The sequence below is a fragment of the Streptomyces sp. RLA012 genome, assembly GCF_056270325.1.
Map to the genome: position 1 here is coordinate 1,711,386 of NZ_JBWDPA010000002.1, position 24,614 is coordinate 1,735,999.

Sequence of the window (24,614 nt, forward strand, 5' to 3'; positions counted from 1 at the left end):
GACGCCTAGCGCTGGGTGGTGAGGGGTTCCCCCGGGTTGCGGAGCCCCTCCGCCGCGTCCGAGACACGCTGGATGAGATCAAAGAAGACGGTCTGCTCCTCGGCGGAGAGCGGGGCCAGGAAGACCTGGTTCATCCGCGCCGTGCGCACAGTCAGCTTGCGGTGCGTACGCGTCCCGTCGTCGGTGAGGCGCAGCAGAGAGCGGCGGCCGTCCTGCGGGTCGCGCACCTTGTCGAGCAGGCCGCGACGGCTGAGCCGGCTGATGACCTCGGCGATGGTCGACCGGTCCAGCCCCACCCGCTCCCCCACCGTGCGCTGATCCAGTCCCGGCTCCGCGACCAGCGCGTTCAGGACCGCGAACTGCGGGGAGGTGATCTCCTCGGAGACCATCGTGTTCCACAGCAGGTAGTGCGCCTGCTGCAGCCGCCGGGCCAGGTGCCCGGGGTGGGTGGAGAGGTCCACCGCGGCCATGTGTGCTCCAGGGTCGTCGAAGTCGGCGCCAAATCGTTGGTGTACTGAACGATACCGCTCGCGACGCGCCCTGTCTTCTGCCTGGCGGAAGCGCTCTGATCTGCTGGTTCCCTGGGGCTCTTGACGACTGGACCTGCGAGTGGCAGCGTGAAGGAAACCTTGCGGAAATGCTCAGTGCCCTGATTAATCGGGGCGCGGGACGCTCGGAAGAGAGGGGGCTTCACGGATGGACAAGGTGGTCGCCACAGCCCTGGAGGCGGTGGCTGATGTGCCGGACGGCGCGTCGCTCGCGGCGGGCGGATTCGGGCTGAGTGGGGTGCCGAACGTGCTGATCCAGGCGGTGTACGAGCGTGGGGTTTCCGGTCTGAGTGTCGTCTCCAACAACTGCGGGGCGATGGAGTCCGGGCTCGCGGTACTGCTCGCCGCCGGGCGGATCGCCCGCGTCACCGGTTCGTACATCGGGGCGAACAAGGAGTTCGCACGGCAGTACCTGGCCGGTGAGCTGGAGGTGGAGTTGATCCCGCAGGGCACGCTGGCCGAGCGGCTGCGCGCCGGTGGCGCGGGGATCCCCGCCTTCTACACCCCGGCCGGAGTGGGCACCCAGGTCGCCGAGGGCGGACTCCCGTGGCGGTACGACGGCAACGGCGGAGTCCTGCTCGCCTCGCCGCCCAAGGAGGTCCGGGAGTTCGACGGTACCGAGTACGTGCTGGAGCACAGCATCCGTACCGACTTCGCGCTGGTACGGGCGGCGAAAGGCGACCGGCACGGCAACCTCGTCTTCAACAAGGCCTCCCGGAACTTCAACCCCCTCTCCGCGATGGCGGGGCGGGTGACGATCGCCGAGGTGGAGGAACTGGTCGAGCCGGGCGAGATCGATCCGGACGCGGTGCACCTGCCCGGCATCTTCGTCCAGCGCGTTATCGCGCTCACCCCGGAACAGGCGGCGGACAAGAAGATCGAGCAGCGGACGGTGAGCAGGTAATGGCCTGGAGCAGGGAAGAGATGGCCGCCCGTGCCGCGCGCGAGCTGCACGACGGCCAGTACGTCAACCTCGGGATCGGGCTGCCGACCCTGATCCCCAACTACCTGCCTGCCGGCGTGGAAGTGGTGCTGGAGTCGGAGAACGGGATCCTGGGCACCGGCCCCTACCCCACCGAGGACCAGGTCGACCCGGATCTCATCAACGCCGGGAAGGAGACCGTCACGGTCCTGCCCGGCGCCTCGTACTTCGACTCGGCGCTGTCGTTCTCGATGATCCGCGGCGGGCACATCGACGTGGCCGTGCTCGGCGCGATGCAGGTCTCCGCGGGCGGTGACCTCGCGAACTGGGCGGTACCCGGGAAGATGATCACCGGGATCGGCGGGGCGATGGACCTCGTCCACGGCGCCCGCACCGTCATCGTCGTCATGACCCACACCGCGAAGGACGGCTCGCCGAAGATCCTCCACGAATGCGCGCTGCCGCTGACCGGGAAGGCGTGCGTGAACCGGATCATCACCGATCTGGGGGTCCTGGACGTCACCGATGCCGGGCTGGTCCTCGTCGAGACCGCGCCCGGTGTGCCGGTCGGGGAGATCATCACCAAGACCGCCGCGACGGTCCGTATCCCGGAAGACCTCGCTGAGGAGACCGTGACATGAGGGACGTCTACATCGTCGACGCCGTCCGCACGCCCATCGGCAGGTACAGCGGCTCGCTGGCCTCCGTCCGCCCCGACGACCTGGCCGCCCACACCATCCGCGCACTCCTGGCCCGTACACCTGAGCTGGACCCGGCGCGGATCGAGGACGTCTACTTCGGCAACGCCAACGGCGCCGGCGAGGAGAACCGCAACGTCGCCCGCATGGCCGCCCTCCTGGCCGGCCTGCCCACCTCCGTGCCGGGAGTGAGCGTCAACCGGCTGTGCGCCTCCGGACTCGAAGCCGTCATCCAGGCCGCCCGCGCCATCGCCACCGGCGACGCCCACATCGCCCTGGCCGGCGGCGTGGAGTCCATGACCCGCGCCCCCTACGTCCTGCCCAAGAACGACCGGCCCTTCCCCGCCGCACACACCGAGCTGTACTCGACCACGCTCGGCTGGCGCATGGTCAACCCGGCCATGGACCCGCAGTGGACCATCCCGCTCGGCGAGTCCGCCGAATTCATCGCCGACAAACACAAGATCACCCGCGAACAGCAGGACACCTACGCCCTCGCCAGCCACCACAAGGCCGCGAGGGCCCAAGCGGACGGCCTGTTCGACGCCGAGATCGCGCCCGTGCCCGTCCCACAGCGCAAGGCCGACCCGGTGCTCTTCGCCGCCGACGAATGCGTACGCCCGGATACCTCCCTGGCGGCGATGGCCCGCCTCAAGCCGTCCTTCCGCACGGCGAGCGAAGCGAGAGGGGGGTCCCCCCGGCCGGAGGCTGGGGGAGGCACGGTCACGGCAGGCAACGCCTCCCCCCTCAACGACGGGGCCGCCGCCCTCCTCCTGACCGACGAGGACGGCCTGCGGGCCACCGGCCGCGAACCCCTCGCCCGGATCTCCGCCACCGGCGTCCACGCCCTCGACCCGCACTACTTCGGACTCGCCCCCGTCGAGGCCGTCAACCGCGCACTCGCCAAGGCAGGCAGAGGATTTGACGACCTGTCCGTGCTGGAGTTGAACGAGGCCTTCGCCGCCCAGGTCCTCGGCTGCGTGGCCGAATGGCCCGAGTTCGACCCCGCGATCCTCAACCCCCAGGGCGGCGCCATCGCCCTCGGCCACCCCCTCGGCGCCTCCGGCGCCCGCCTCGCCGGAACCGTCGCCCACCAACTCGCCCGCCAGGGCACCGGCACCGGCATCGCCACCCTCTGTATCGGCGTCGGCCAGGGCCTCGCCCTTGTCCTCGAACGATAGGAAGTCGACCATGGCTCTCACTCAGTCGGACATCGACGTCGAGATCAAGGATCTCCAGGACGCGTACGGCAAGGCGGTCGCCGGTGGCGCGCCGGTACGCAACCACCCGGTCCGCGACTACCCCCCGTACCGCAGTTCCCTCCTGCGCCACCCCAAGCAGCCGCTGGTCGCCATCGACGGCGGTGACCCGGAGACGGTCGAGCTGTCGGGGCCGGTGTTCGGCGTCACCGACATCACCGAGTTCGACAACGACCTGACCCTCCAGCACCGGGGCGAGCCGATCGGTGAGCGCATGACCGTCTCGGGACGGCTGCTCGACCGCGACGGCTGTCCCGTGCGCGGCCAGCTCATCGAGATCTGGCAGGCCAACGCCGCCGGCCGCTACGCCCATCTGCGCGAGCAGCACCCGGCGCCGCTCGACCCCCACTTCACCGGTGTCGGACGGACCCTGACGGATGACCAGGGCCGCTACTCGTTCACCACGATCAAGCCGGGCCCGTACCCGTGGGGCAACCACACCAACGCGTGGCGGCCCGCGCACATCCACTTCTCGGTCTTCGGTACGGCGTTCACCCAGCGGCTGGTGACGCAGATGTACTTCCCGAGCGACCCGCTGTTCCGGTACGACCCGATTCTGCAGTCCGTGACGGACGAGGCGGCCCGCAACCGTCTGATCGCCACCTACAACCACGATCTCTCCCGGCCCGAGTTCTCCATGGGCTACGAGTGGGACATCGTCCTCGACGGTCCCTCCGCCACCCGGATCGAGGAAGGCCGTTGAACATGGCCGAGCGGTTGCTCCCCACCCCGTCCCACACCATCGGCCCCTTCTACGGTCATGCCCTCCCGTTTCCCGGAGGCGGGCAGGTCGCGCCCCAGGGCCGTCCCGACACGATCACCCTGCACGGGTACGTGTTCGACGGCGCGGGCCAGGTGATCCCGGACGCCCTTCTCGACTTCTGGCAGGCGGCGCCCGACGGTTCGTCGAAGGGCGCCCCGGGCTCGATGCGGCGCGACCCGTCGACGGGCGGTTTCGTCGGCCGCAACGGCGTCGACTTCACGGGCTTCGGCCGGGTCGCCACGGACACCGACGGCCACTTCGCGCTGCACACGCTGCCGCCGGGCAACGCCGGGCTGCCGTACATCAGCGTGTGCGTGTTCGCCCGCGGCCTGGTGCACCACCTCTTCACCCGTGCGTACCTCGCCGACGGCGCCGACCCGCTGCTCGACTCGCTCCCGGCCGACCGGCGCGCCACGCTGATCGCCACCGAGGGAGCCAACCGGACGTACCGTTTCGACATCCGCCTTCAGGGCGAAGGCGAGACGGTCTTCCTGGAGTTCCAGTGACACCTGTTGGCCCGGTCCATTCCGAGTCCGATGCCGAGTCCGAGTCCGAGTCCGATGCCGATGCCGAGTCCGATGCCCAGTCCGATGCCGATGCCGGTCTGCTCGCCCCCGGCTGGGCAGGTTCCCCGGCCGCGGCCTCGGCCTCGGACGGCGCGTTTCTGCGGGCGCTGCTCGACGCCGAGGCGGCGCTGACCTGTGCTCAGGCGCGGCTCGGGTCGGCCCCGGCCGAGGCCGCGGCCGCGGTGTCCGCCGTCGTTGCCCGCGACCTCGACGTACGCGCGATCGCGCTGCGCGCCCGAAGCGGCGGCAATCCGGTGATCCCCCTGGTCGCGGATCTGACGGCGGCGGTCGGCAAGGAGCACGGGCCGTACGTCCACCGGGGCGCGACCAGCCAGGACATCATGGACACGGCGATGGTGCTGGTCGCCCGTCGCACGCTGGATGTGGTCCTTGAGGATCTGGAGCGTACGGCGCGGGCGCTGGGCGGGCTGGCCGCCGCCCACCGTGACACGGTGATGCCGGGCCGGACCCTCACCCAGCACGCCGTCCCGACCACCTTCGGGCTGAAGGCGGCGGGGTGGCGGTCGCTGCTGCTGGACGCGCGGGACCGGCTCTCGGGCATCCGGCTCCCCGCCCAACTGGGCGGTGCCGCCGGGACGTTGGCCGCCTTCACCGCGTTCGGCGCCGAGGACGCGCAGGCCCTCGTGGCGGCGTACGCCCATGAACTCGGGCTCGCGGAACCGGTGTTGCCCTGGCACACCCTGCGGACACCGATCGCCGATCTGGCAGGCGGTCTGGCCTTCGCGGCCGGAGCCCTCGGCAAACTGGCGGCCGACGTACTCACCCTCTCCCGTACGGAGATCGCCGAGGTGTCCGAGGGGAGCGGCGGCGGATCGTCCGCCATGCCGCACAAGGCCAACCCCGTGGCGGCCACCATGATCGTCGCCTCCGCACGGCGCGCGCCGGGGCTCGCGGCCACGCTCTACGGGTCGATGGTCGCCGAGGACGAGCGGCCCGCCGGTGCCTGGCATGCCGAGTGGGAACCGTTGCGCGAGCTGCTGCGGCTGGTCGGAGGTGCCGCGCGATACGCCGCCGACCTGGCCGAAGGGCTCCGGGTGAACGCGGACGCCATGCGCGCGCACCTCGGTCTCACCCACGGGTTGATCGTTTCCGAGCGGCTGGCCGTCGAGCTCGCTCCCGTGCTCGGACGGGCCCGCGCCAAGGAACTGCTGACACGGGCCGCCGAGCGGGCCGTGGCCGAGAACCGGCCCCTCGTGGAGGTGCTCGGCGAGGAGCCGGAACTCAAGGATCTCGACCTCGTGGACCTCACCGACCCCACCCGCTACACGGGCTCCGCGGGAGCCCTCACCGACCGTGCTCTGGAGCGAACGTGACCCGCACCCTGCTCGACCACCACGCCGAGGGACCCGAGACGGCTCCCCCGCTGCTCCTCGGACCCTCGCTCGGCACGTCGTACGCCCTGTGGGACCAGGTCGCGCCCGAGCTGTCCGTCACCCACCGGGTCGTGCGCTGGAACCTGCCGGGCCACGGTGGTTCCCCCGCGGACCTGATCGGGCCCGGTGCGACCGTCGCCGACCTCGCCGCGCTGGTGCTCGCCCTCGCCGACTCGCTCGGCATCGACCGGTTCGACTACGCGGGTGTCTCGCTCGGCGGCGCGGTCGGCCTGCATCTCGCCGTCCATCACCCGGAGCGGGTGTCGGCCCTGGCCGTCATCTGCTCCTCGGCCCACTTCAACGGCTCCAAGCCGTGGGAGGAGCGCGCGGAGACCGTACGGCGGGAGGGGTTGGGCGCGCTCGCGGAGAGCGCGAAATCCCGTTGGTTCACGCCCGGTTTCACCGTGCCGCGGTTGATCGAGGACCACCGCGACGCGGACCCGGAGGCGTACGCCGCCTGCTGTGACGCACTCGCCGCCTTCGACCTCCGCGACCGGCTCCCCGAGATCTCCGCGCGCACCCTGCTGATCGCGGGCCGCGAGGACCCGGCGACGCCGCCCGCGCATCTGCGGGAGATCGCGGACGCGGTGCCGGGCGCCGCGCTCGTCGAGCTGCCGGGAGCCTCGCACCTGGCGCCCGCCCAGTGTCCGCGGGCGGTCCTGACGGCGCTGCGGGCCCACTTCGACGGTGCCGCCCAGCGGGGCATGGAGGTGCGGCGCGAGGTGCTGGGCGATGCGCATGTGGACCGTGCGCAGGCCCGGCAGACCCCGTTCACCGCGCGCTTCCAGGACTTCATCTCACGCTATGCGTGGGGCGAGATCTGGACCGACCCGACGCTCTCACGCCGCGAGCGCAGCATGATCACCCTGACGGCGCTGGTGGCGCACGGTCACTACGACGAGCTGGCCATGCATGTCCGCGCGGCCCGGCGCAACGGGCTGACGCCGGAGGAGATCGGCGCGGTGCTGCTGCAGACGGCCGTGTACTGCGGTGTGCCGGCGGCGAACTCGGCGTTCGCGACGGCCCAGCGGGTGCTCGCCGAGGAGGACGGCACCAGCGGCGCCTGAGGGCGATCCTGCTGCTGGACGGCCGTCGTACGAAGGGGCGTAGGACCGGGAGGTCCGACGGCTACCGCAGGCCCCTGCCCATCGCCAGGACCTCCTCCGCCTTCGCCACCAGCCCGTCCGCCCCGCACGAACGGGCGAGCGTCAGGCCCTTGTTGAGCTCCGAGACCGAACGCGCGGCGATGCCGTACTCGACGCGGGCCGCCGCGTGTTCGTACTGGCAGGGCGAGGCTTCCAGATAGGCGACGGCCTGGGCGGCCAGGCGTACCGCACGCTGTCCCGATTCGAGGGTCGCCGCGCAGCGCAGGGCCTCGCCGATCGCGGTGTCCGTGCCGAAGCGCTCGGCCTGGCGGCGGGCGTCGGTGGCCAGCGCGGCGGCGCGGGCCGGGTCCTCCGAGGCGAGCGCGCGGGCCAGGTCGATCGCCCAGGGCGCCATCACCGTGTTGTGGTGGCCGCGCACGGCGGCGGCCTTCTCGGCGGCCTCCAGTTCGTTGATGCCGTCCTTGACGCGGCCGACGGCGAGCAGCAGCCGGCCCCGCACGGAGCGGGTGTCGGGCAGCACGATGGTGGAGGGGTAGGGCGGTGCGAAGCCGTACTGCTCGGCGATCGCCCAGGCCTCCTGGACGTCGCCGCGGGCGAGCAGCGTGTCGACGAGACCGCAGGTCGCGGACCAGTACAGGGGCAGCCCGCGCCCGACCCGCTCGGCGATGCGCAGCGACTCGCGCAGGGTGGTCTCCGCGTCCCTGAGGCGGCCCCGCCTTCGGTGGGCGAGACCGAGGAAGGCGTGTGCCAGGGCGAGATGGCCGCCGCTCCAGCCCGCGGTCGTGTACGAGCGCAGGGCCTCGGAGAACAGGCTCTCGGCCCGGTCGAGCCGGTCCGCGTAGGCGTACGAACTGCCCAGCATCATGAGCAGTTCGATGCCCCACTCGGTGTCGGTCCAGCCGAGTCCGGGCGCGAGGCGGCCGTTGACGAGGGCGCGGTCGCAGAGTTCCACGACCTCCTCGGCGCTCTCTCCGCGGGTCATCGCGTCGAAGCCGCGCAGTATGAGCAGGGCACGCTCGGAGTTGTCGCGTCCGGTGCAGGTCTTGACGAGTTCGGCGAGGTTCCTGGAGCGACCCGGAACGTGGTCCTCGCCCGCGTGGATGCCTTCCCACATGTAGTGCACGGCCTGCAGCCGCATCCGGGCGGGGCCCGCCGTCAGCCGGGCGGCCTCCGTGTCGACCGTGCCGACGGCCTCGTCCAGCTGGTTGTTGTGGACCAGCGCCTGGGAGAGGCGGAAGACCGCGTCCACGCGCAGATCGCCTTCCAGGCCGGGCTGGTCGAGCGCGGCGCGCAGATGGCTGATCGTGATGGAGGGCGCGGTCAGGAGGGTGGCACAGCCGAGTTCGTAGAGCACGCGCGCGTGGACCTCGGGCAGCGGGGGCTCCTCAAGTGCGCGCTCCAGACAGCGCCGGGCCGCGTCGGGGGCTCCGACGGCGAGGTGTTCGCGGGCGGCCTCGCGCATCTGCTCGACGAGTTCGGGGTCGTCGTCCGGGTGCACTTCGAGGAGATGGCGGGAGGCGGCAGCGGCTCCGCGTCCCGATTCGGTGACCGCCCAGGCGGCCTGGCCGTGCATCGCGGTGCGCAGCGCGTCGGGGATCGAGCGGTAGACGGCGCTGGCGATGAGCGGGTGCACGAACTCCAGGTCGCCGCCGGCCAGATGGCGGCTCTCGGGGGCGGTCTCGGTGAGGATGCGGGCCGCGCCGAGCAGTTCGGCGCAGCGTACGGCCTCGTCGTGCGGCATCCCGGCGAGCTGGGCGGCGAGGTCGAGGGAGATGCCGGTGCCGAGGATGGCGGCCGCCCAGGCGAAGCGGGTGGCGTCGATGCCGAGGCCTTCGAGGCGGGCGACGAGTCCGCGGCCGCGTGCCGAGCGGTTCAGGGCGCGCAGTTCGGCGGCCGAGGACTCGACCGGTTCCAGCTCGCTGTCCTGCACCTTGGCGAGGAGTTCGACGGTCTCGTAGGGATTGCCGCCGGTGACCGCCCACACCTCGCGGCAGAACGGGGCGTCCGCGTGTTCCCCGAGCGTGGCGCGGGTCAGCCCGGCGGTGGCGTCGGGGGTCAGCTCGCTGAGCGTGACGACCGGGCGGGCCGCGGCGGCGACGGCGTCGAGCTGGCGGGCCCGCTCGCCCTGGACGTCACCGGGCCTGCGGGCGACCACGACCAGGACGGGCAGGTCGTCGAGGCGCTCGGCGAACGCGGCCAGCCATTGCAGGGTCTCCTGGTCGGCCCAGTGCGCGTCGTCGACGATCAGGACGAGTGGCCACTCGCGCTTGGCCAGCCGGCGCACCGCCGCGACCAGTCCGTCGCACACGCCCTGCGGGTCGGCCTGGCGGTCGCCCGGTTCGGCGATGCCGAGCGCGGGTCCGGCGATGTCGTACCAGTCGCCCAGGTATTCGCGGGCCTCTTCGGGCATCAGCGAGACGATGGCGGGCTGGAGGAGCTGCCGTATGACGTTGAAGGGCACGGAGGTGACGGTCTCGCCGCCGCGGGCCGACCACACCGTGCAGCCGTGGGCCTCCGCGATCCGGCGTGTCTCGGCGAGCAGCGCGGTCTTGCCGATGCCCGCCTCACCGCTGAAGACCAGCAGGCTGCCCGAGGAGGAGGCGTCCGCGCGCAGGGCCTTGACGACCGCCAGCACATCGGCGATCTCCGCCTCACGTTCCCACAAGGAGGCCGCGGGAGCCGGTCCGGACCGCGCCTCCGTCATGCCGCTGCCTCCCCAGGTCGCCCGTACGGCGTACAGACATTGAGCCTAGCCGTCCGGAAGCCGATGTGGAGGCGGGTCGGTGCACCTGTTGCCGAGACGGGTGACGTGAGGTGCCCGTGGGCGACGCGGCGGGGCGCCGACCTGCCGTGCGGAAAGTCGTCGACAGTCAACAGGCAGGGAAATGAAGCCAAATTTCCAACATCGTCCGCCGTCCACAGGACCCTGGGACCGCCTCCACACGGCCTCGGGACCGCTCGGGACGGGACGGGAGAACGCATGAGCGCCCCGGTGCACGACTCGGGCCCCCGCACCGGCCGACCCGGGCGCGTCCGGCGCAGGGCCCTGGTCGCCGGCTCGGTCGGCAACTTCGTCGAGTGGTACGAGTTCGGGGTCTACGGCTCCTTCGCGACGGTCATCGCGGCGCGGTTCTTCACCCCGGAGGGCGGCAGCGAGGCCGAGGGACTGGTGAAGGCGTACGCGTCCTTCGCACTGGCGTTCTTCTTCCGGCCGGTGGGCGCCGCGCTGTTCGGGCGGCTGGGCGACCGCGTCGGGCGCCGTCCGGTGCTGATCCTGGTGATCGCGCTGATGACGGCCGCGACGACCCTGATCGGCGCGCTGCCCACGTACGCCACGGCCGGCGCCCTCGCGCCCTGGCTGCTGACCTTCCTCCGGGCGCTCCAAGGGCTGTCCGCGGGTGGCGAGTTCGGGGGCGCGGTCGCGGTCATGACGGAGTTCGCGCCGCCGGGCCGGCGGGGACTGTACGGGTCGTGGCAGTCCTTCACGGTGGCTCTGGGGCTGCTGGGCGGTGCCGGGGTGGCCGCGCTGTCGGCCACGGTGCTGACCGAGGGCCAGTTGAGCGACTGGGGCTGGCGGCTGCCGTTCCTGCTGACGCTGCCGCTCGGACTGGGCGCGCTGTGGCTGCGTCTGCGGCTGGACGAGACGCCCTCCTTCCGCCGCGGGGCCCATCGGGAACGCCCGCCCGGCCGCGAGGTCGCCCGGGCCGTCGTCCTCGGCGCCGGGCGTGTCATGGGCTGGGCGGCGGCCGGTTACACCTTCCTGGTCGTGCTCCCCTCGTACCTCCAGAGCACCCTGGGCGCCACGTTCCAGCAGGCACTGCTCGCCACCGTCCTCGCCAACCTCGGGTTCGCGCTGACGATCGTCCCGGCGGGCCTGCTCAGCGACCGGATCGGGCGCCGCCCCGTGATGCTCACCGGCGCCGGCCTGGTCGTGGTCCTGGCCCTCCCGCTGCTCAACGTCCTTCAGGACACGGGGACTCCGCACGCCGCGAAGGGGGCCGCCGTGTTCGGGGCGGGTGCCGTCGTCGGGCTGATGGCGGGACCGGGGCCCGCGATGCTCTCCGAGATGTTCCCCACAAGCGTGCGCCACACCGGCCTGGGACTCGCCTACGCCCTGTCCAATGCCGTGTTCTCGGGCTGCGCGGGCGTCATCATCACGGAGACGGTCAAGCGGACCGGAAGCGTGGACATTCCCGCGTACTACGCGGCGGCGGCGTGCGCCGTCAGTGTGCTCGCCCTGGCCACGCTCCCCGACGAACAAGGGAGTTGAGCACATGCGGGTGATCGGCCTGATGTCGGGGACGTCGTACGACGCCATCGACGCGGCGGCGGCCGAACTGGCCCTCGACGGCGACAGCCTCGTCCTACGGCCGCTCGGGCTGGTGAGCGAGGCGTACGACGGCGAACTGCGCGACGCACTGGCGGCGGCGCTTCCCCCGGCCGCCACCACCCTGGCGGAGGTGTGTCTGCTGGACACCCGGATCGGGCAGGCCTTCGCGGCGGCCGCCGTCCGGGCCGACCGTGAACTGTGCGACGGCGGAGCCGAGTTGGTCGCCTCACACGGGCAGACCGTCTATCACTGGGCCAAGGACGGAGAGGTGCACGGCACGCTGCAGCTCGGGCAGCCCGCGTGGATCGCGGAGGCGACCGGGCTGCCGGTGGTCGCCGACTTCCGTCCGCGGGACATCGCCGCCGGAGGGCAGGGCGCGCCCCTGGTGAGCCTGGTCGACCTGCTGTGGCTACGCGGCAGGGCGGGGACGCCGGTCGCGCTGAACCTCGGCGGCATCGCCAATCTCACGGCGCCGGACGGCACCGCCTTCGACACCGGGCCCGGGGGCGCGCTCATCGACGCGGCCGTGCACGGTCTGACCGGCGGCCGCCTCCACCACGACGTGGACGGCGCCCTCGCCGCCCGCGGCACAGTCCACGAACCGCTGCTGGAGCGCCTGCTCGCGGAGCCGTACTACGCCCTGCCCGCGCCCAAGACGACCGGCAAGGAGCTCTTCCACCTCGGTCATCTGCGGGCGGCATTGAGCGGCTTCGGCACGCTCACCGCCGAGGACCTCGTCGCGACCCTCACCCGTCTCACCGCCCGCACGGTCGCCGCTGCCGTGCGCTCGGTGGGTGCCACGGAGGTGATCGCCTCCGGCGGCGGCACCCGCAACCCGGTACTGATGGCCATGCTGGGCGAGGAGCTGACGGGGCTCGTGGTGCGCACCTCCGACGCGTTGGGGCTGCCGTCGGCCGCCAAGGAGGCGTACGCCTTCGCCGTGCTGGGTTTCCTGACCCTGCACGGGCTCGCGGGCACCGATCCGGTGAGCACCGGGGCCCGGCACCCGAGCGTGCTCGGCTCGATCACGCCGGGTCGGGGCGGGCCACGGCTGCCGGCGCGGGCGAAAGAGGCACCGACACGACTGGTCGTGACATGACATCCGCGAGTGCCGCGGAAGCGTTCCCGGGGCAAAGCTCCGGGAACCCTCTCATCCGCCTTTCACCCAGGGCTCATACGGTGGGTCCATGACGCAGGTGACTCCTCCCGGCTGGTATCCCGACCCCGGGCAGACAAGTGACAGTCCCGCCACCGAACGCTGGTGGGACGGCAGGACATGGACGGACCAGACCCGCCCCGTCGGGTCGGCCGCCGCATGGGGTCCCCCGGCGCACCCGCCGGCGGGCGGCCCCTATCCGGACTATCCGAACTATCCGGACCTTCCCCCGAGCGCCCCGCGGCGCGGGCTGCGCACCGGCATAGCCGTCGCCGCCGCGATCGCGGTCCTCGCGGGCATCGGAGGCGGCGTGTACGCCCTGACCACGGACGACGGCAACGGCGGGAACAGCGCCAACTCCCAGGGCCCCGGCGGGCAGAACGGCGGCCAGGGCGGGTTCGGCGGCCAGGGCGGCAGCGGCGGCCTCGAAGGCGGACCGGGCGGCGTTCCCGGCGGCTCCGGGGGCTCGGGCGGCTCCGGTGGCCAGACCCCGGCGCCGGGCCAGTCCGCGCAGCCGCAGCTGGAGGACGGCTACGCCACCGATCTGATCAGCGGCATCAGCATGCCGGTGCCCGACGACTGGACCGGCGGGAGCACCACGAGCGGTGCCGTGCTGTCGACCAAGGACACCTACAAGTGCCCCGGCGCCACCACCGAGGACTGCCAGCGGGGCGGGGCCTACTCCGCGCCCGCGCAGGCACAGGGCCTGAAGTCCACCACGGCCGAGGCAGCCGCCAAGGAGGACATCTCCAAGAACGCCCAGGAGTCGTACGGCAAGGGCTACGGCGAGATCACCTCGCACACGGAGCTCGCCTCCAAGGCGGTCACCGTGGCCGGCGCGAAGGGCTATCTCGTCCGCTGGAAGGTCGTCACCAGCAAGGGTGACGACGGCTATGTCGAGTCGCTCGTCTTCCCGTCCCCCGTCGACTCCAAGTCGCTGGTCGTCGTCCGCTTCGGCGTCGACGTCAGCTCCCAGGCGCCCAAGGAGTCCGTGATCGACACGATCACCAAGGGCATCAAGGTGGCGCCCGGGGCGGGCGGCGACGGGCAGAACGTCTAGCCCCCCGGGGCCGGATGCTGTTGGCAAATCCGCCGCAGGGAGCACTCTCCCCGGAAACCGTGAACACTAGACCGATCTAGTGTTCACGGCTTCCGGCACACATGCCACGGAGCCGACGTGGCCAACCGGGTTGGCCAACAGCATCCGGGGCCCGGGGGGGATCCCCGGACATGGATCGGCCGGGTGGGGCGCCCCTCCGCTCAAGAGGAGCCCCACCCGGCCGGGGGTGCGCGCCGCCCCCGTCCCCACGGTGCGGCGCGAGCAGGCCACCGTCCGGTCATCCCGCGGACGGCGACCTGAGTCTCAGGTCAGGCCGAGGGCCGGAATCACGACCGCCTCGACGAATTGTGTGAGATACGCCGCATCGGCGTTCCTCCCTTCCAGCACGGGACGCACCCGCACCGCACCGAACAGCTGCGCCGGGATGAACTCCAGCGCCGGATGGCCGGCGGCCACCTCGCCCCGGGCGACCCCGCGAGCCAGGATCTCCCTGACCGCGCCGACCTCGGGCTCGATGAGCGCGTCGCGCAGCGCCTCCTGCAGTTCCTTGTCCTGCAGCACGGCATGGCCGAGCGCCTGGTGCAGCTGGCTGTCGCGGCCCGCCCAGTTCCCCGCGGCCCGCGCCATCGCGCGCAGGTCCCCGGCGAGCGTGCCCGTGTCGATGCCCGAGAAGCGCGGGCAGGTGGTGGCGCGCAGCGCGGCCGCCACGAACTGGGGCTTCGTCTTCCACTGGCGATAGAGCGTGGACTTGCTGCAGCGGGTGCTCGCGGCCACGCCCTCCATGGTGAGCGAGTCATAGCCGCACTCGCGGATCTGTTCGAGCACAGCGTCGTAGAACTCCTGCTCACGCTCCGGCGTGATCTTGGAGCGGCGCGAGGCGACGACCGTCTCCGGTCCGTCCGCGGCCTGCGACGTCATGGCTCTTCTCCTCGCTCGTCGTGGAAATTCTTTGTGCCCTGTCCGGTGTTGCGCTGCACACAGTCTAATCGAAACACCAGTGTACCGGAACGGTCACGTATCGGTACACTGGCGTATCGGTACATCATCGTATCGGTACACTCTCGTATCGATGAGCCTTGGACAGAACCCACTCTTCTGCCGAGTGGATGTCGCGTGGATTCTGTCCTGGGCTCATCACGCACCACCCCACGCAAGACCGTCAGCAAAGGGGCCGGGGGATGGAATCCCGAACCGAGCCTGCGGAAGCAGCACCAGAGCCGGCCGCGGCGATACCGCGGCCGGCGCCACGTGGCACCGCGGCGCGGCCGCCGCTCGTCCGTGAGCTTCTGCTCGTCGTAGGACTCTTCGCCGTCTACAAGATCGGCCGGCAGGCGGCCGACGGCCACACCGCCGAGGCCTTCCGCAACGCGGGTCGTGTGTGGGACTGGGAACGCACGCTCCACCTGCCGGACGAGGGCTCCGTGCAGGGCGTGCTGCTGCACAGCGACACCCTGGTGCACTTCGCGAACACCTACTACGCGACCGTGCACTTCCCGGCCACCGTGGCCTTCCTGGTCTGGATGTACCTGCGGCGCCCCGTCCACTACATCTGGTCCCGCCGGATACTGGCCGTGGTCACCGCCGCCGCCCTGGTACTGCACCTCACCTTCCCGCTCGCCCCGCCCCGGCTGCTGGCCGCCGCGGGCCTCGTGGACACCGGGCAGGTGTACGGACCCACGGTGTACGGAGCGCACCCGGCGACCGACCAGATGGCGAACCAGTTCGCGGCGATGCCCTCGCTGCACTTCGGCTGGGCGCTGATGGTGGCGATCGGCCTGATCGCCGCGACCCGCTCCCGATGGCGCCGGCTGTGGCTGCTGCATCCGCTGCTCACCCTGCTGGTGATCGTCGGTACGGCGAACCACTACTGGCTCGACGCGATCGTGGCGAGCGCGCTGCTCGGCGTCGCCCTGGCCGTGATCCGCCTGCCGCGCCGGACCGAGGCGACCGCGAAGCACGCCGAGAAGCTCGTCACCGCCGCAGAAGCCGTCGCCGAAACCGGGCAGTCCGGCGAGGCCGGCGCAAAGGAATCCGTACCGGAGCTCGTGGGGGCAAGACGATGAACGCCACTCTCGCCGCCGTCGTCCTGTCGCTGTTCTCGGCCGTGGCGTACGCCGCCGCGGCCGTGGCCCAGGAGCGGCTCGCGTCCCGGACCTCCGACTCGGGCATGCTGCGCCTGCTGGGCAGCGCCGCCTGGTGGTGGACGGTCGTGCTGAACGCGTCCGCCGCGCTGCTGCACGTGGCCGCGCTCAAGTACGGAACGCTCACCCTCGTCCAGCCGCTGGGCGCGCTCACGCTGGTGGCCGCGGTGCCGCTCGGCGCACGGGTCGCCGGCCGCCGGGTCAGCGCGGTCGAGTGGCGCGGTACCGCGCTCACCCTGATCGGGCTGTCCGCGCTGCTGGTCACGGCGTCCGGGCCCGCGCCCGACGAGGTGCTGAGCGTGCCGCAGGCACTGGGCGTGGCCGCCACCACGGCGGCGCTGATCGGCATCCTGTCGAGGCCCGGCGCCCGGCCGGGGCTGCGGCACGCGACCGCTTCCGGGTTCGCCTCGGGGGTCGCGTCCGCGCTCACACAGACGGTGACGGTGGCGGTGACGGACCGCTCCGGCCCGCTGCTCAGCGCGCAGGTGATCGTGGTGGCCCTGCTCGTGGCGGCCTTCGCCGCGGGCGGACTGCTCCTGTCGCAGACCGCCTACCGGGGCGGTCTCGGCGCTCCGCTCGCCGTCGTGACGCTCGCCAATCCGGTCGCGGCGGCCGCGATCGGTCTCTTCCTGCTCGGCGAGCAGCTCCAGGGCGGCGCGGCGGGCCTGCTGCTGGCCGCGGCCAGCGCGGGCGTGGCGGCCTGGGGTGTGGTGACGCTGTCCCGCTCGGTCCCGGAGCCTGCGCTGCCGGAACCCTTCGTGGACGACGACCACCCGGTCGCCGCGGTACTCGCGCTGGACGCGGAAGCGGCCCGGTCGGAACCCTCCCTGATACCCCGGCAGACCGGCCCCGGGCACCTCACCCCGCTCTGACGTCGGGCGGAGTCGGCCTTCACCCGTGCATGACGCGCCGGCCGCCGCCGTCATTGATGTCCGCGTCAGCCCAGGCCGCGGGAGTCCTGCTTGAGCGCCGTGTCGACGGTCAGCGCCGTCGCGACGACGAGGCTGAGCAGGGGCTCGGGCAGCTGGTAGTGGATCTGCAGGACGTAGTTGTCCGCAGTGGTGAACATCGTCTTGGCGAGACCTTCCCAGGTCTTGGTGATCCGGGCGACCTCGTTGTCCGCGTGGTCGACGATCGAGAAGTTCCAGGCGCGCCAGTTCTCCGCCTTGACCGCGCCGACCTGCTGGCCGCCCGCGTTGATCGCGAAGTTGATCTTCCCGATCATGTTCTTCTGCGCGATCTCGCCGACGGGCGTTCCGTCCGGACGCGCCACGAGCACCCGCGACTTCATGAACTTCCGGGGCCGGGTCAGCAGCAGCTGCGGCCGGCCGTGGGCGTCCCGGATCTCCAGCTTGTGGGTCATGAACTGGTCGAGGCTGGAGACGAAGCGCAGGATCTTCTTGATCATGCCCTGCCCGACCTGGACGACCGAGCCGAGCTGGTTGCCCTGCTGGTCCATGACCTTGTACTCGTTGGTCAGCTCGATCAGCTTGGCCTTCTGGTTCACCACCAGGACCGGCTCGGTGAACAGGGTGCCGCCGCCGACGCCGCCGCCCGCGACACCCGCCTGCTGCTGCACCTGATTCTGCACACGCGGGTCGGGGCCGGCCGTCGGCTGTCCGTAGGGCTGCTGGGCCTGCTGCGGAACCTGCTGCCCGGCCGGGGCCTGCTGGTCCCCGTTGGTGTGCTCGGTCCATTGCGAGCCGTCCCAGTAGCGCAGCGTCTGGGGCGCTCCGTTCGGATCCGCGTACCAACCTGCAGGAGTGTTCGAATGCGTGGTCACCGGGGCACACTACCGTGAGTTGGCTGGAAATTGACCAGAGCCGGGGTAATCGCTCGGGTATCCATCAGCCGGTGACGATCGCCGGGTCGCTCACACCCGGCAGACCGTTCTCGACATGTCCGGCGAACCTCCGCAGGAACCCCGCGTCGGCGGCGGACACGACGGTCAGGTCGTACCAGCGCTTGCTCGCCCGCAGGTCCACGGTGTGCTTCACGGTCGCGCCCGCCCGCACCTTGAACGAACAGGGCCGCCCTCCGTACCCGTTGGTGAGCGTGAGCTCGACCGTGCGGGAGCCCTTGTTGGTGAGGGTCAGCTCCACGTTCGTGCCGAGGTGCCGCACGGTGACCTCGGGTCCCGCGGTCTTCCCGGAGCCCTTGAAGACGCGCAGGAAGCCGTTCGGACCGTGCACCGTGAGGTCGTGCGAGCCGCCGGAGTACGCCGAGTTCCAGGTGTCCGAGACGGTCTTGCCGGCCTCGGTGGTGTACGTCCAGGGGCCGTCCGTACGGTTGCCGGAGGTGACGAAGAAGGCGGCACCGGCCTTGGCACCGGAGCCGAAGGTCAGCGTGTACGTCCCGGCCGCCGCGTCCGCCGAACCGTCCACCAGCGGGGCGTACTTGAGCGGGCGGGCGAGCCGCAGACCGCGCTCCTGCCTGGGCAGCACGGGGTTGGCGGGCGGGGTGGGCACATAGTCGGGGTGGCGGTCGTGGTCCGGCGGCAGGTAGCCGTCGGTGTCCGGCAGCACGACCGGCTTGGTGTCCTTGCGGGAGAAGTCGAAGGCGGCGGTGAGGTCGCCGCTGATCGCGCGCCGCCAGGGCGAGATGTTGGGCTCGTGCACGCCGAAGCGGCGCTCCATGAACCGGATGATCGAGGTGTGGTCGAGCGTCTCGGAGCAGACGAACCCGCCCTTGCTCCACGGCGAGACGACGAGCATCGGCACCCGCTGACCGAGCCCGTAGGGTCCCGCGGTACGGCTCGCGTCGCCCTTGTAGAGGTCCGGGCCGACGTCGACCGTGGACTTGCCCTGCGCGGCGGACTGCGGCGGGAACGGCGGCACGAGGTGGTCGAAGAAGCCGTCGTTCTCGTCATAGGTGATGAACAGGGCCGTCTTCGCCCACACCTCGGGGTTGGAGGTGAGCGCGTCCAGGACCTGCGCGATGTACCAGGCGCCGTAGTTCGCGGGCCAGTTGGGGTGCTCGGTGAAGGCCTCGGGCGCGACGATCCACGAGATCTTGGGCAGCTTCCTGCCCTTGACGTCGGCCTTCAGCTGGTCGAAGAAGCCCTCGCCCTTGCGGGCGTCGGTGCCGGTGCGGGCCTTGTCGTAGAGCGGGTCGCCGGGCTCGGCGTTGCGGTACTGGTTGAAGTACAGCAGCGAGTTGTCACCGTAGTTGCCGCGGTAGGCGTCCGGGATCCAGCCCCAGGAGCCGTTCGCGTCGAGTCCGTCGCCGACGTCCTGGTAGATCTTCCAGGAGACCCCGGCCGCTTCGAGCCGCTCCGGGTACGTCGTCCAGTCGTAGCCCACCTCGTCGTTGCCGAGGACCGGGCCGCCGCCCTTGCCGTCGTTGCCCGTGTAACCCGTCCACATGTAGTAGCGGTTCGGGTCGGTGGAGCCGATGAACGAGCAGTGGTACGCGTCGCAGATGGTGAACGCGTCGGCGAGCGCGTAGTGGAACGGGATGTCCTCACGCGTCAGGTACGCCATCGTGGTCGACGACTTGGCGGGCACCCACTTGTCGTACTTGCCCTGGTTGAAGGCGGTGTGCCCGTCGCTCCAGCCGTGCGGGAGGTCCTGGATGAACTGCAGGCCCAGATTGTCGGCGGCGGGCCGGAAGGGCAGCACCTCCTTGGTGCCGTCCGACTGGTGCCAGACCGACTTGCCGCTGGGCAGGGTGGACGGGCGGGGGTCACCGAAGCCGCGGACGCCTCTGAGCGAGCCGAAGTAGTGGTCGAAGGACCGGTTCTCCTGCATCAGCACGACGATGTGCTCGACATCGTCGATCGTGCCGGAGCGGTGGTGCGCGGGCAGCGCGGCGGCGCGCTCGATGCTGTTCGACAGAGCGGTGAACGCCGCGGTGCCACCGGTGAGTTGCAGGAATCGGCGTCGGTTCACTTGAGGCATGGCTGGGTGACCTCTTGTCCTGACGTGGTGCTGTGAATGGGGCCTGCGCGGGGGGAGTGTTCCAAGAGGATCGAATGCCGGGGAAGACCCCGTGGCGCGGGTGTGACGCGCAGGAGTCCTTGATGCGAACACAAGCGCGTACGCCTTCCGCGCCGGGTCGCGGTCTCAGGCACCCTTGCGGAGCAGGGCGGTGATCTCCAGGCCGGTCTCCCGGTCCAGCCTGCCCGGGCAGTCCACGCCCAACGCGAGGGCCAGGTCGCGGCCGTGCAGGTCCACCGCGGACTCGACCAGCTCGGCGAACGCGTCCATCGCCGCCCGGCCACGGCGCACACCGACGGCTGCCAGGCCCAGCGCGATCAGGACGGACGGCCACCACCAGACGGCGACCAGCAGATACGGCGGGCTCCAGGCGGTGAGGCGTACGGCGGCGTCGTAGGACTCGCGCGCGGTGCGCAGTTCGGAGCGGGTGTCGGCGGACAGGACGAGCCAGAGCCGGGACCAGGCCGAGTCGAGGTCGAGCAGGTAGGCCTGGTGGACGCGCAGGTCGAGGGCGCGGACGCGGTCACCGGTCCAGCAGGGGTGGGCGGGCTCCACGAGGGAGATCCGATTGCGGACCGCGGCGAGTCGCGCGAGGGCGCGGACCGTACCGGGGTCGAGGGGCGCCCCCTGCTCGACGGCCCGTTCCTCCACCCGCGCGTAGGCGTCCTCGGCCGCCCGCCACTTCCGTAGCCGACGTCCGGTCAGCCGGCTGCCGAGCGGCCGCAGCGGTGCGGGCCACTCCCCGGCCCAGAGCCGCTCCACCGGGCCGCCGAGCGCCTGGGCGAGGAGGCCGAGCGCGGCCGAGGCGATCACCGCGGCGGAGGCCGCCAGCACCACCCCGCCGGTCGACCGGCTCGCCGGATGCCCGGCCAGGTCGTCGAGCGCGCGCGTGACCCGGCCGACCTCGTACCAGTGCGCCTGGCCGAGCAGCCGTCCGGCCCCGGCGACGGCCAGGAACAGCAGCCCCGAGGGAACGAGGTGGGTGAGCCAGCGCGCGGCCAGGTTCTTGCCCAGCTCGGCGAGCACGGCGTTCATGACAGCCTGCGGTGGCGCATGGGCTCGCCGTACAGCAGGCAGGTCTGGGGCACCGGTTGGTTCCGGGCGGGGACACGGCGGTCGCACCTGTCCCCCGGACAGACGTACGCCTCCACCACGGGGTGGCCCGCCACGGCCGCCGGGAGCCCGCCGACACCGGCGCCACGGGGGAACGCGCGCAGCCCGAGAGCCACCCCGCAGCGGCGCAGGAACAGATGGAGCGCCGCCTGCGGAACGGTCGGGTCGCCGCTGCCGCGTAGGGCCGCGAGGATCTCCTCCAACTCCGGGCCACGCTCCGGCGGGACAGCCTCGCGGATCTGGTCCAGCCGGGCGCAGATGGCCGACCGCACCGCCCTCGACTCGCCGTCCCCGTCGCCGGTGCGGGTTTCCGCCATCCGTGCAACCTCCTTACAAGTCAACCGGGTTGAGAGGATACTGGGCGATCACCGACGATCACTGGGGGTGATGCCGATGTTCTGGCGTCGACGCGCTCGGGCACGCAAGGCGGAGCAGGGCGGATCCGACGGGCCGCAGTTCACGGTCAGGGCCATGCCGTCGGATGCCGAGCTGCGCCGGGGGGCCGCGACCGGGTCCCCGCAGGCGCTGAACCAGTACGGCATCAAACTGCGGATCGAAGGGCGCCTGGAGGAGGCTGTCGAAGTCCTCACCCGGGCCGCGGAGCAGGGCCACCAGGACGCCACGGCCAACCTCGCCCTGACCCTGCTCTCGCTGGGACGCCGCGAGGAGGCCGCCGCGTGGTTCGAGCGGAACGGGCCGATGGGCGAAATGATGGCCCAGAGCATCCGCGAGAAGCGCGGCGAGGATGACGATCCCGGGGCCGCCGGCGGCCGCTGACCCCGATGACGACTCCGTACGACCTGTTCGGCACGCCGGGACACGACCAGTTGCTGACGGTGCTCGGTGCCGCCGAGAACGCGCACACCCAGTACGAGAGCACCGGCCACCTCCCGGACCTCGAACGCGCCCTCGTCCTCTTCGACGCCGTGCTCGCCAGAACGCAGAACATCGACCTGCGCAGCGGCGCCATGAACGGGATCGGGATGGTCCTGTGGTCGCGCTACGAACGGTTCGGGCAACCGGCGGACCTGGACGGGGCCATCACCCTCTTCCGCGAGGCCCTGGCCCCGTACGGGGCGGAGGTCACCGTCGCCACCCCGTCCTACTGGACGAACCTCTCCGGCGCGCTGCGGCTGCGGTGGCTGCGCGCCCACGACATCCGGGACCTGAACGCCTCCGTCGACGCGATCAGAACGGCCCTCGACTCGACGCCCGCGCGGGGCGCGCGGCGCTCCAACCGCCAGAACAGCCTGGGCGACGCGCTGCTGAGCCTCTACCACCTGCATCGCGACTCCAGCGCGCTCGCCGAGGCCGTCGAGAGCTTCCGGACCGCGGTGGCCTGCGCCGATCCGGGCAGCGACGAGCATGCCTGGGCCCGCTCCAATCTCTCCGAGGCGCTGCGCCACCGGCACCATCACGCCCCGGGCGGCGACCCCGAGGCACTCGACGAGGCCACCCTGCTGGCGCGGGAGGTGCTCGCCGGAATCTCCGGGCACCACCGGCTGTATCCACGGTTCCTGTCGAACCTCGCCCTGGTCCTGACCGACCGCTACCGGTTCCGGGCGGACCCCGACGATCTGCGGGAGGCCGCGCGCAGCGCCCGCGGGGCGGTCGCGGCGACGCCCGCCGGGCATCCCAACCTGGTGCAGCGCAACGCGGTGCTGGCGACCGTGCGGCACCTGGAGCTCATCGACGCCTCGGGCCTCGGCGGCAACGCCGGACGTCGTAGGGCGCGGCGCGAACGGCGGGCCGTACGCGCCTGGGTCCAGGCCACCGAACAGGCGTACGTCACCACGCCCGAAGGGCATGTGCTGCACGGACTCGCCCTGCTGAACCACGCTTCGGCCCTGGCCGCTCAAGGGGTGAGCGAGGACGACCCGCGCGCCCGGGCGGCGGCGAACGCCCTCTTCGAACGGGCCGCCCTCGATCCGGCCATGGACGTGAGTATCCGGGTGGGCTGCGCGCACCTGTGGGCGCTGAACACCCTCGGCAGCCGCGCGCACCCCTCGCCCGACGACTACGAGGCCGCCATGGAGCCGTTCCGGCTCGCGGTCGAACTGCTGCCGCGCACCGCCTCGTACCGCGTCGGACGCATGGACCGGGCCCGCCAGTTGGGCGACTTCGCGGGACTCGCCGTCGACGCGGCCGCGTGCGCGCTGGAGCTGGGCGATCCGGAACTGGCCGTCACGCTCCTGGAGCAGGGCCGTGGCGTGCTGCTCGCCCAGGCGCTCGACGCCCGCACGGACACCACCGGGCTGCTGAGCCGGCTGCCGGACGAACTGGCCGCCGAATACACCAGGTTGCTCCCGCAGCTGGACCGTCCCGAGGCGGCCGCCTTCACCTCGTCCGGGCCGGGTGGGACGGGCGGCCCCGCTCCGGACGCCCCGCTGGCGGGCGAGGACCGGCACGCCCTGGCCGAGCGGTGGGAGCGGCTCGTGGCGGCGATCCGGGACGAGCCGGGATGCGAGAGCTTCCTACGGCTGCCGCACGCCCGCGAGCTGCTCGAAGATCTCGGCGACGAGGGCCCGGTCGTCATCGTCAACATCAGCCCGCTGCGCTGCGACGCGCTCGTCCTGTACAAGGGGCGCGTGCACTGCGAACCGCTCGCGGGGCTCGGCCACGCGGATGCCGTCCGCCGGGCGAACGGCTACCTCGCCGCCGTCCGGACGGCGGGCGACCCCTCCGTGCCGATGTCCGCGCAGCGGGACGCGCAGTCGCGGGTCCGCGAGACGCTGGCGTGGCTGTGGACGACCGTGGCCGAACCCGTCCTGGCGGCGCTCCGCGCCGACGGGTGGCCGGGCGAGACGTCCGCAGCGCGGATGTGGTGGATCCCCACCGGCCCGCTGATCGCCCTGCCCCTGCACGCGGCGGGCCACCACAGGAACGACGGGGACAACCTGCTCGACCGGGCGGTCTCCTCGTACGCGCCGACCGTCAACAGCCTCGTCCATGCCCGGCGGCACCAGGCCGCACGTCCGGACCCGGCGCCGCCGCTCCCCACCGCCCCGCTGGTCGTCGCCGTACCCGAGCCGCCGGGGGCGAGACTCCCGCCGCTCGACGGCGTCCGGCAGGAGGCGGCCGGACTGGCCCGGGTGCCGGGCGCCCGGGTGCTGATGGCCGAGCAGGCGGTGCGCCGGGCCGTGCTGGACGCGCTCCCCCGGCACGCGTGGGTGCACTTCGCCTGCCACGCCGTCGGCGCGACGGACGGGGCGGCGGCGGGCCGGGTGCTGCTGCACGACCACGAGACGGCCCCGCTCACCCTCTCCGACATCGCCCGGCTCCGGCTCCCGGGCGCGGAGCTGGCCTATCTCTCGGCGTGCGACACCACCCGCGGGCGCAGCGAGTACGCCGAGGAGGCGCTGCACATCACCGGCGCCTTCCACATGGCCGGGTTCACGCATGTCGTCGGCACCCTGTGGGCCGTCGACGACGACACGTCCCGGGAGCTGGCCGAACGCTTCTACGCGGCCTTCGAGACCGAGCGCCCCTTCCCCCGGCACACGGCGCACGCGCTGCGCGACGCGGTGCGCGGGATCCGCGACGCCGACGAGGGCTTCCGGCAGAACCCCAGCCTGTGGGCGCCGTACATCCATGTCGGACCGTGACGACCGGCCGAGCCC

The 24,614-nt window shown here is 72.2% G+C and carries 21 protein-coding genes; 14 read left to right on the plus strand and 7 right to left on the minus strand.

Annotated elements, in window-relative coordinates; genetic code table 11:
• Positions 1-5: 5 nt before the first annotated feature.
• A complete protein-coding gene (locus RV986_RS08120; RefSeq protein WP_475916735.1) occupies positions 6-470 on the minus strand; it encodes a MarR family winged helix-turn-helix transcriptional regulator in 465 nt (154 codons plus the stop codon).
• Positions 471-696: 226 nt separating this feature from the next.
• Between RV986_RS08120 and RV986_RS08125 the strand changes: the two genes are divergently transcribed.
• The 7 genes from RV986_RS08125 (at position 697) to pcaDC (ending at position 7,217) form a co-directional block, all read left to right on the plus strand.
• Positions 697-1,452, plus strand: a complete 756-nt coding sequence (locus RV986_RS08125; RefSeq protein WP_475916736.1) for a CoA transferase subunit A — start codon at positions 697-699, stop codon at positions 1,450-1,452.
• Positions 1,452-2,111, plus strand: a complete 660-nt coding sequence (locus RV986_RS08130) for a CoA transferase subunit B (RefSeq protein WP_475916737.1) — start codon at positions 1,452-1,454, stop codon at positions 2,109-2,111. Before RV986_RS08125 ends, RV986_RS08130 begins: the two co-directional genes overlap by 1 nt.
• Positions 2,108-3,349 carry a thiolase family protein gene (locus tag RV986_RS08135; RefSeq protein ID WP_475916738.1) on the plus strand — a complete coding sequence of 414 codons (1,242 nt, stop codon included), beginning with the start codon at positions 2,108-2,110 and terminating at the stop codon, positions 3,347-3,349. The genes RV986_RS08130 and RV986_RS08135 overlap by 4 nt, the downstream gene beginning before the upstream one ends.
• A 10-nt stretch (positions 3,350-3,359) precedes the next feature.
• The gene (pcaH, locus tag RV986_RS08140) at positions 3,360-4,130 is read left to right on the plus strand and encodes a protocatechuate 3,4-dioxygenase subunit beta (protein ID WP_475916739.1); all 771 of its coding nucleotides are present in this window, start codon (positions 3,360-3,362) and stop codon (positions 4,128-4,130) included.
• A 2-nt stretch (positions 4,131-4,132) separates the two neighbouring features.
• Positions 4,133-4,696 carry a protocatechuate 3,4-dioxygenase subunit alpha gene (pcaG, locus tag RV986_RS08145; protein ID WP_475916740.1) on the plus strand — a complete coding sequence of 188 codons (564 nt, stop codon included), beginning with the start codon at positions 4,133-4,135 and terminating at the stop codon, positions 4,694-4,696.
• A 98-nt stretch (positions 4,697-4,794) separates the two neighbouring features.
• A complete protein-coding gene (gene pcaB, locus RV986_RS08150; RefSeq protein WP_475924216.1) occupies positions 4,795-6,090 on the plus strand; it encodes a 3-carboxy-cis,cis-muconate cycloisomerase in 1,296 nt (431 codons plus the stop codon).
• Positions 6,087-7,217, plus strand: a complete 1,131-nt coding sequence (gene pcaDC, locus RV986_RS08155) for a bifunctional 3-oxoadipate enol-lactonase/4-carboxymuconolactone decarboxylase PcaDC (protein WP_475916741.1) — start codon at positions 6,087-6,089, stop codon at positions 7,215-7,217. Before pcaB ends, pcaDC begins: the two co-directional genes overlap by 4 nt.
• Positions 7,218-7,278: 61 nt before the next feature.
• Here pcaDC and RV986_RS08160 read toward each other — a convergent pair whose 3' ends face one another.
• On the minus strand, positions 7,279-9,960 hold the full coding sequence (locus tag RV986_RS08160) for an ATP-binding protein (protein ID WP_475916742.1): 2,682 nt from the start codon (positions 9,958-9,960) through the stop codon (positions 7,279-7,281).
• A 276-nt stretch (positions 9,961-10,236) separates the two neighbouring features.
• On the opposite strand from RV986_RS08160, the gene RV986_RS08165 reads away from it, so the two are divergent.
• From RV986_RS08165 to RV986_RS08175, 3 genes are all read left to right on the plus strand, one after another.
• A complete protein-coding gene (locus RV986_RS08165; protein WP_475916743.1) occupies positions 10,237-11,526 on the plus strand; it encodes an MFS transporter in 1,290 nt (429 codons plus the stop codon).
• Positions 11,527-11,530: 4 nt separating this feature from the next.
• Positions 11,531-12,685, plus strand: a complete 1,155-nt coding sequence (locus RV986_RS08170) for an anhydro-N-acetylmuramic acid kinase (protein WP_475916744.1) — start codon at positions 11,531-11,533, stop codon at positions 12,683-12,685.
• 88 nt (positions 12,686-12,773) lie between these two features.
• Positions 12,774-13,802 carry a DUF2510 domain-containing protein gene (locus RV986_RS08175; RefSeq protein WP_475916745.1) on the plus strand — a complete coding sequence of 343 codons (1,029 nt, stop codon included), beginning with the start codon at positions 12,774-12,776 and terminating at the stop codon, positions 13,800-13,802.
• 303 nt (positions 13,803-14,105) lie between these two features.
• Here RV986_RS08175 and RV986_RS08180 read toward each other — a convergent pair whose 3' ends face one another.
• Positions 14,106-14,720 (minus strand): TetR/AcrR family transcriptional regulator, encoded by a 615-nt coding sequence (locus tag RV986_RS08180; protein WP_475916746.1) that lies wholly within the window; start codon positions 14,718-14,720, stop codon positions 14,106-14,108.
• 260 nt (positions 14,721-14,980) lie between these two features.
• Between RV986_RS08180 and RV986_RS08185 the strand changes: the two genes are divergently transcribed.
• Complete coding sequence (locus RV986_RS08185; protein ID WP_475916747.1) at positions 14,981-15,865, plus strand: phosphatase PAP2 family protein; 885 nt, start codon at positions 14,981-14,983, stop codon at positions 15,863-15,865.
• A complete protein-coding gene (locus tag RV986_RS08190; protein WP_475916748.1) occupies positions 15,862-16,815 on the plus strand; it encodes a DMT family transporter in 954 nt (317 codons plus the stop codon). Before RV986_RS08185 ends, RV986_RS08190 begins: the two co-directional genes overlap by 4 nt.
• Positions 16,816-16,880: 65 nt before the next feature.
• On the opposite strand, the gene RV986_RS08195 is transcribed toward RV986_RS08190, so the two are convergent.
• The 4 genes from RV986_RS08195 to RV986_RS08210 form a co-directional block, all read right to left on the minus strand.
• Positions 16,881-17,726, minus strand: a complete 846-nt coding sequence (locus RV986_RS08195; RefSeq protein ID WP_475916749.1) for an LURP-one-related family protein — start codon at positions 17,724-17,726, stop codon at positions 16,881-16,883.
• A 64-nt stretch (positions 17,727-17,790) separates the two neighbouring features.
• Entirely contained in the window at positions 17,791-19,842 is a 2,052-nt protein-coding gene (locus RV986_RS08200; protein ID WP_475916750.1) for a phosphocholine-specific phospholipase C, read from the minus strand.
• Positions 19,843-20,007: 165 nt separating this feature from the next.
• Positions 20,008-20,916, minus strand: a complete 909-nt coding sequence (locus RV986_RS08205) for a hypothetical protein (RefSeq protein ID WP_475916751.1) — start codon at positions 20,914-20,916, stop codon at positions 20,008-20,010.
• Positions 20,913-21,311 (minus strand): hypothetical protein, encoded by a 399-nt coding sequence (locus RV986_RS08210; protein WP_475916752.1) that lies wholly within the window; start codon positions 21,309-21,311, stop codon positions 20,913-20,915. The genes RV986_RS08205 and RV986_RS08210 overlap by 4 nt, the downstream gene beginning before the upstream one ends.
• Before the next feature lie 154 nt (positions 21,312-21,465).
• Here RV986_RS08210 and RV986_RS08215 point away from each other — a divergent pair, with 154 nt between their 5' ends.
• Together RV986_RS08215 and RV986_RS08220 are read left to right on the plus strand one after the other, a co-directional pair.
• A complete protein-coding gene (locus RV986_RS08215; protein ID WP_475916753.1) occupies positions 21,466-21,771 on the plus strand; it encodes a tetratricopeptide repeat protein in 306 nt (101 codons plus the stop codon).
• Positions 21,772-21,776: 5 nt separating this feature from the next.
• A complete protein-coding gene (locus RV986_RS08220; protein ID WP_475916754.1) occupies positions 21,777-24,599 on the plus strand; it encodes a CHAT domain-containing protein in 2,823 nt (940 codons plus the stop codon).
• Positions 24,600-24,614: the final 15 nt, after the last annotated feature.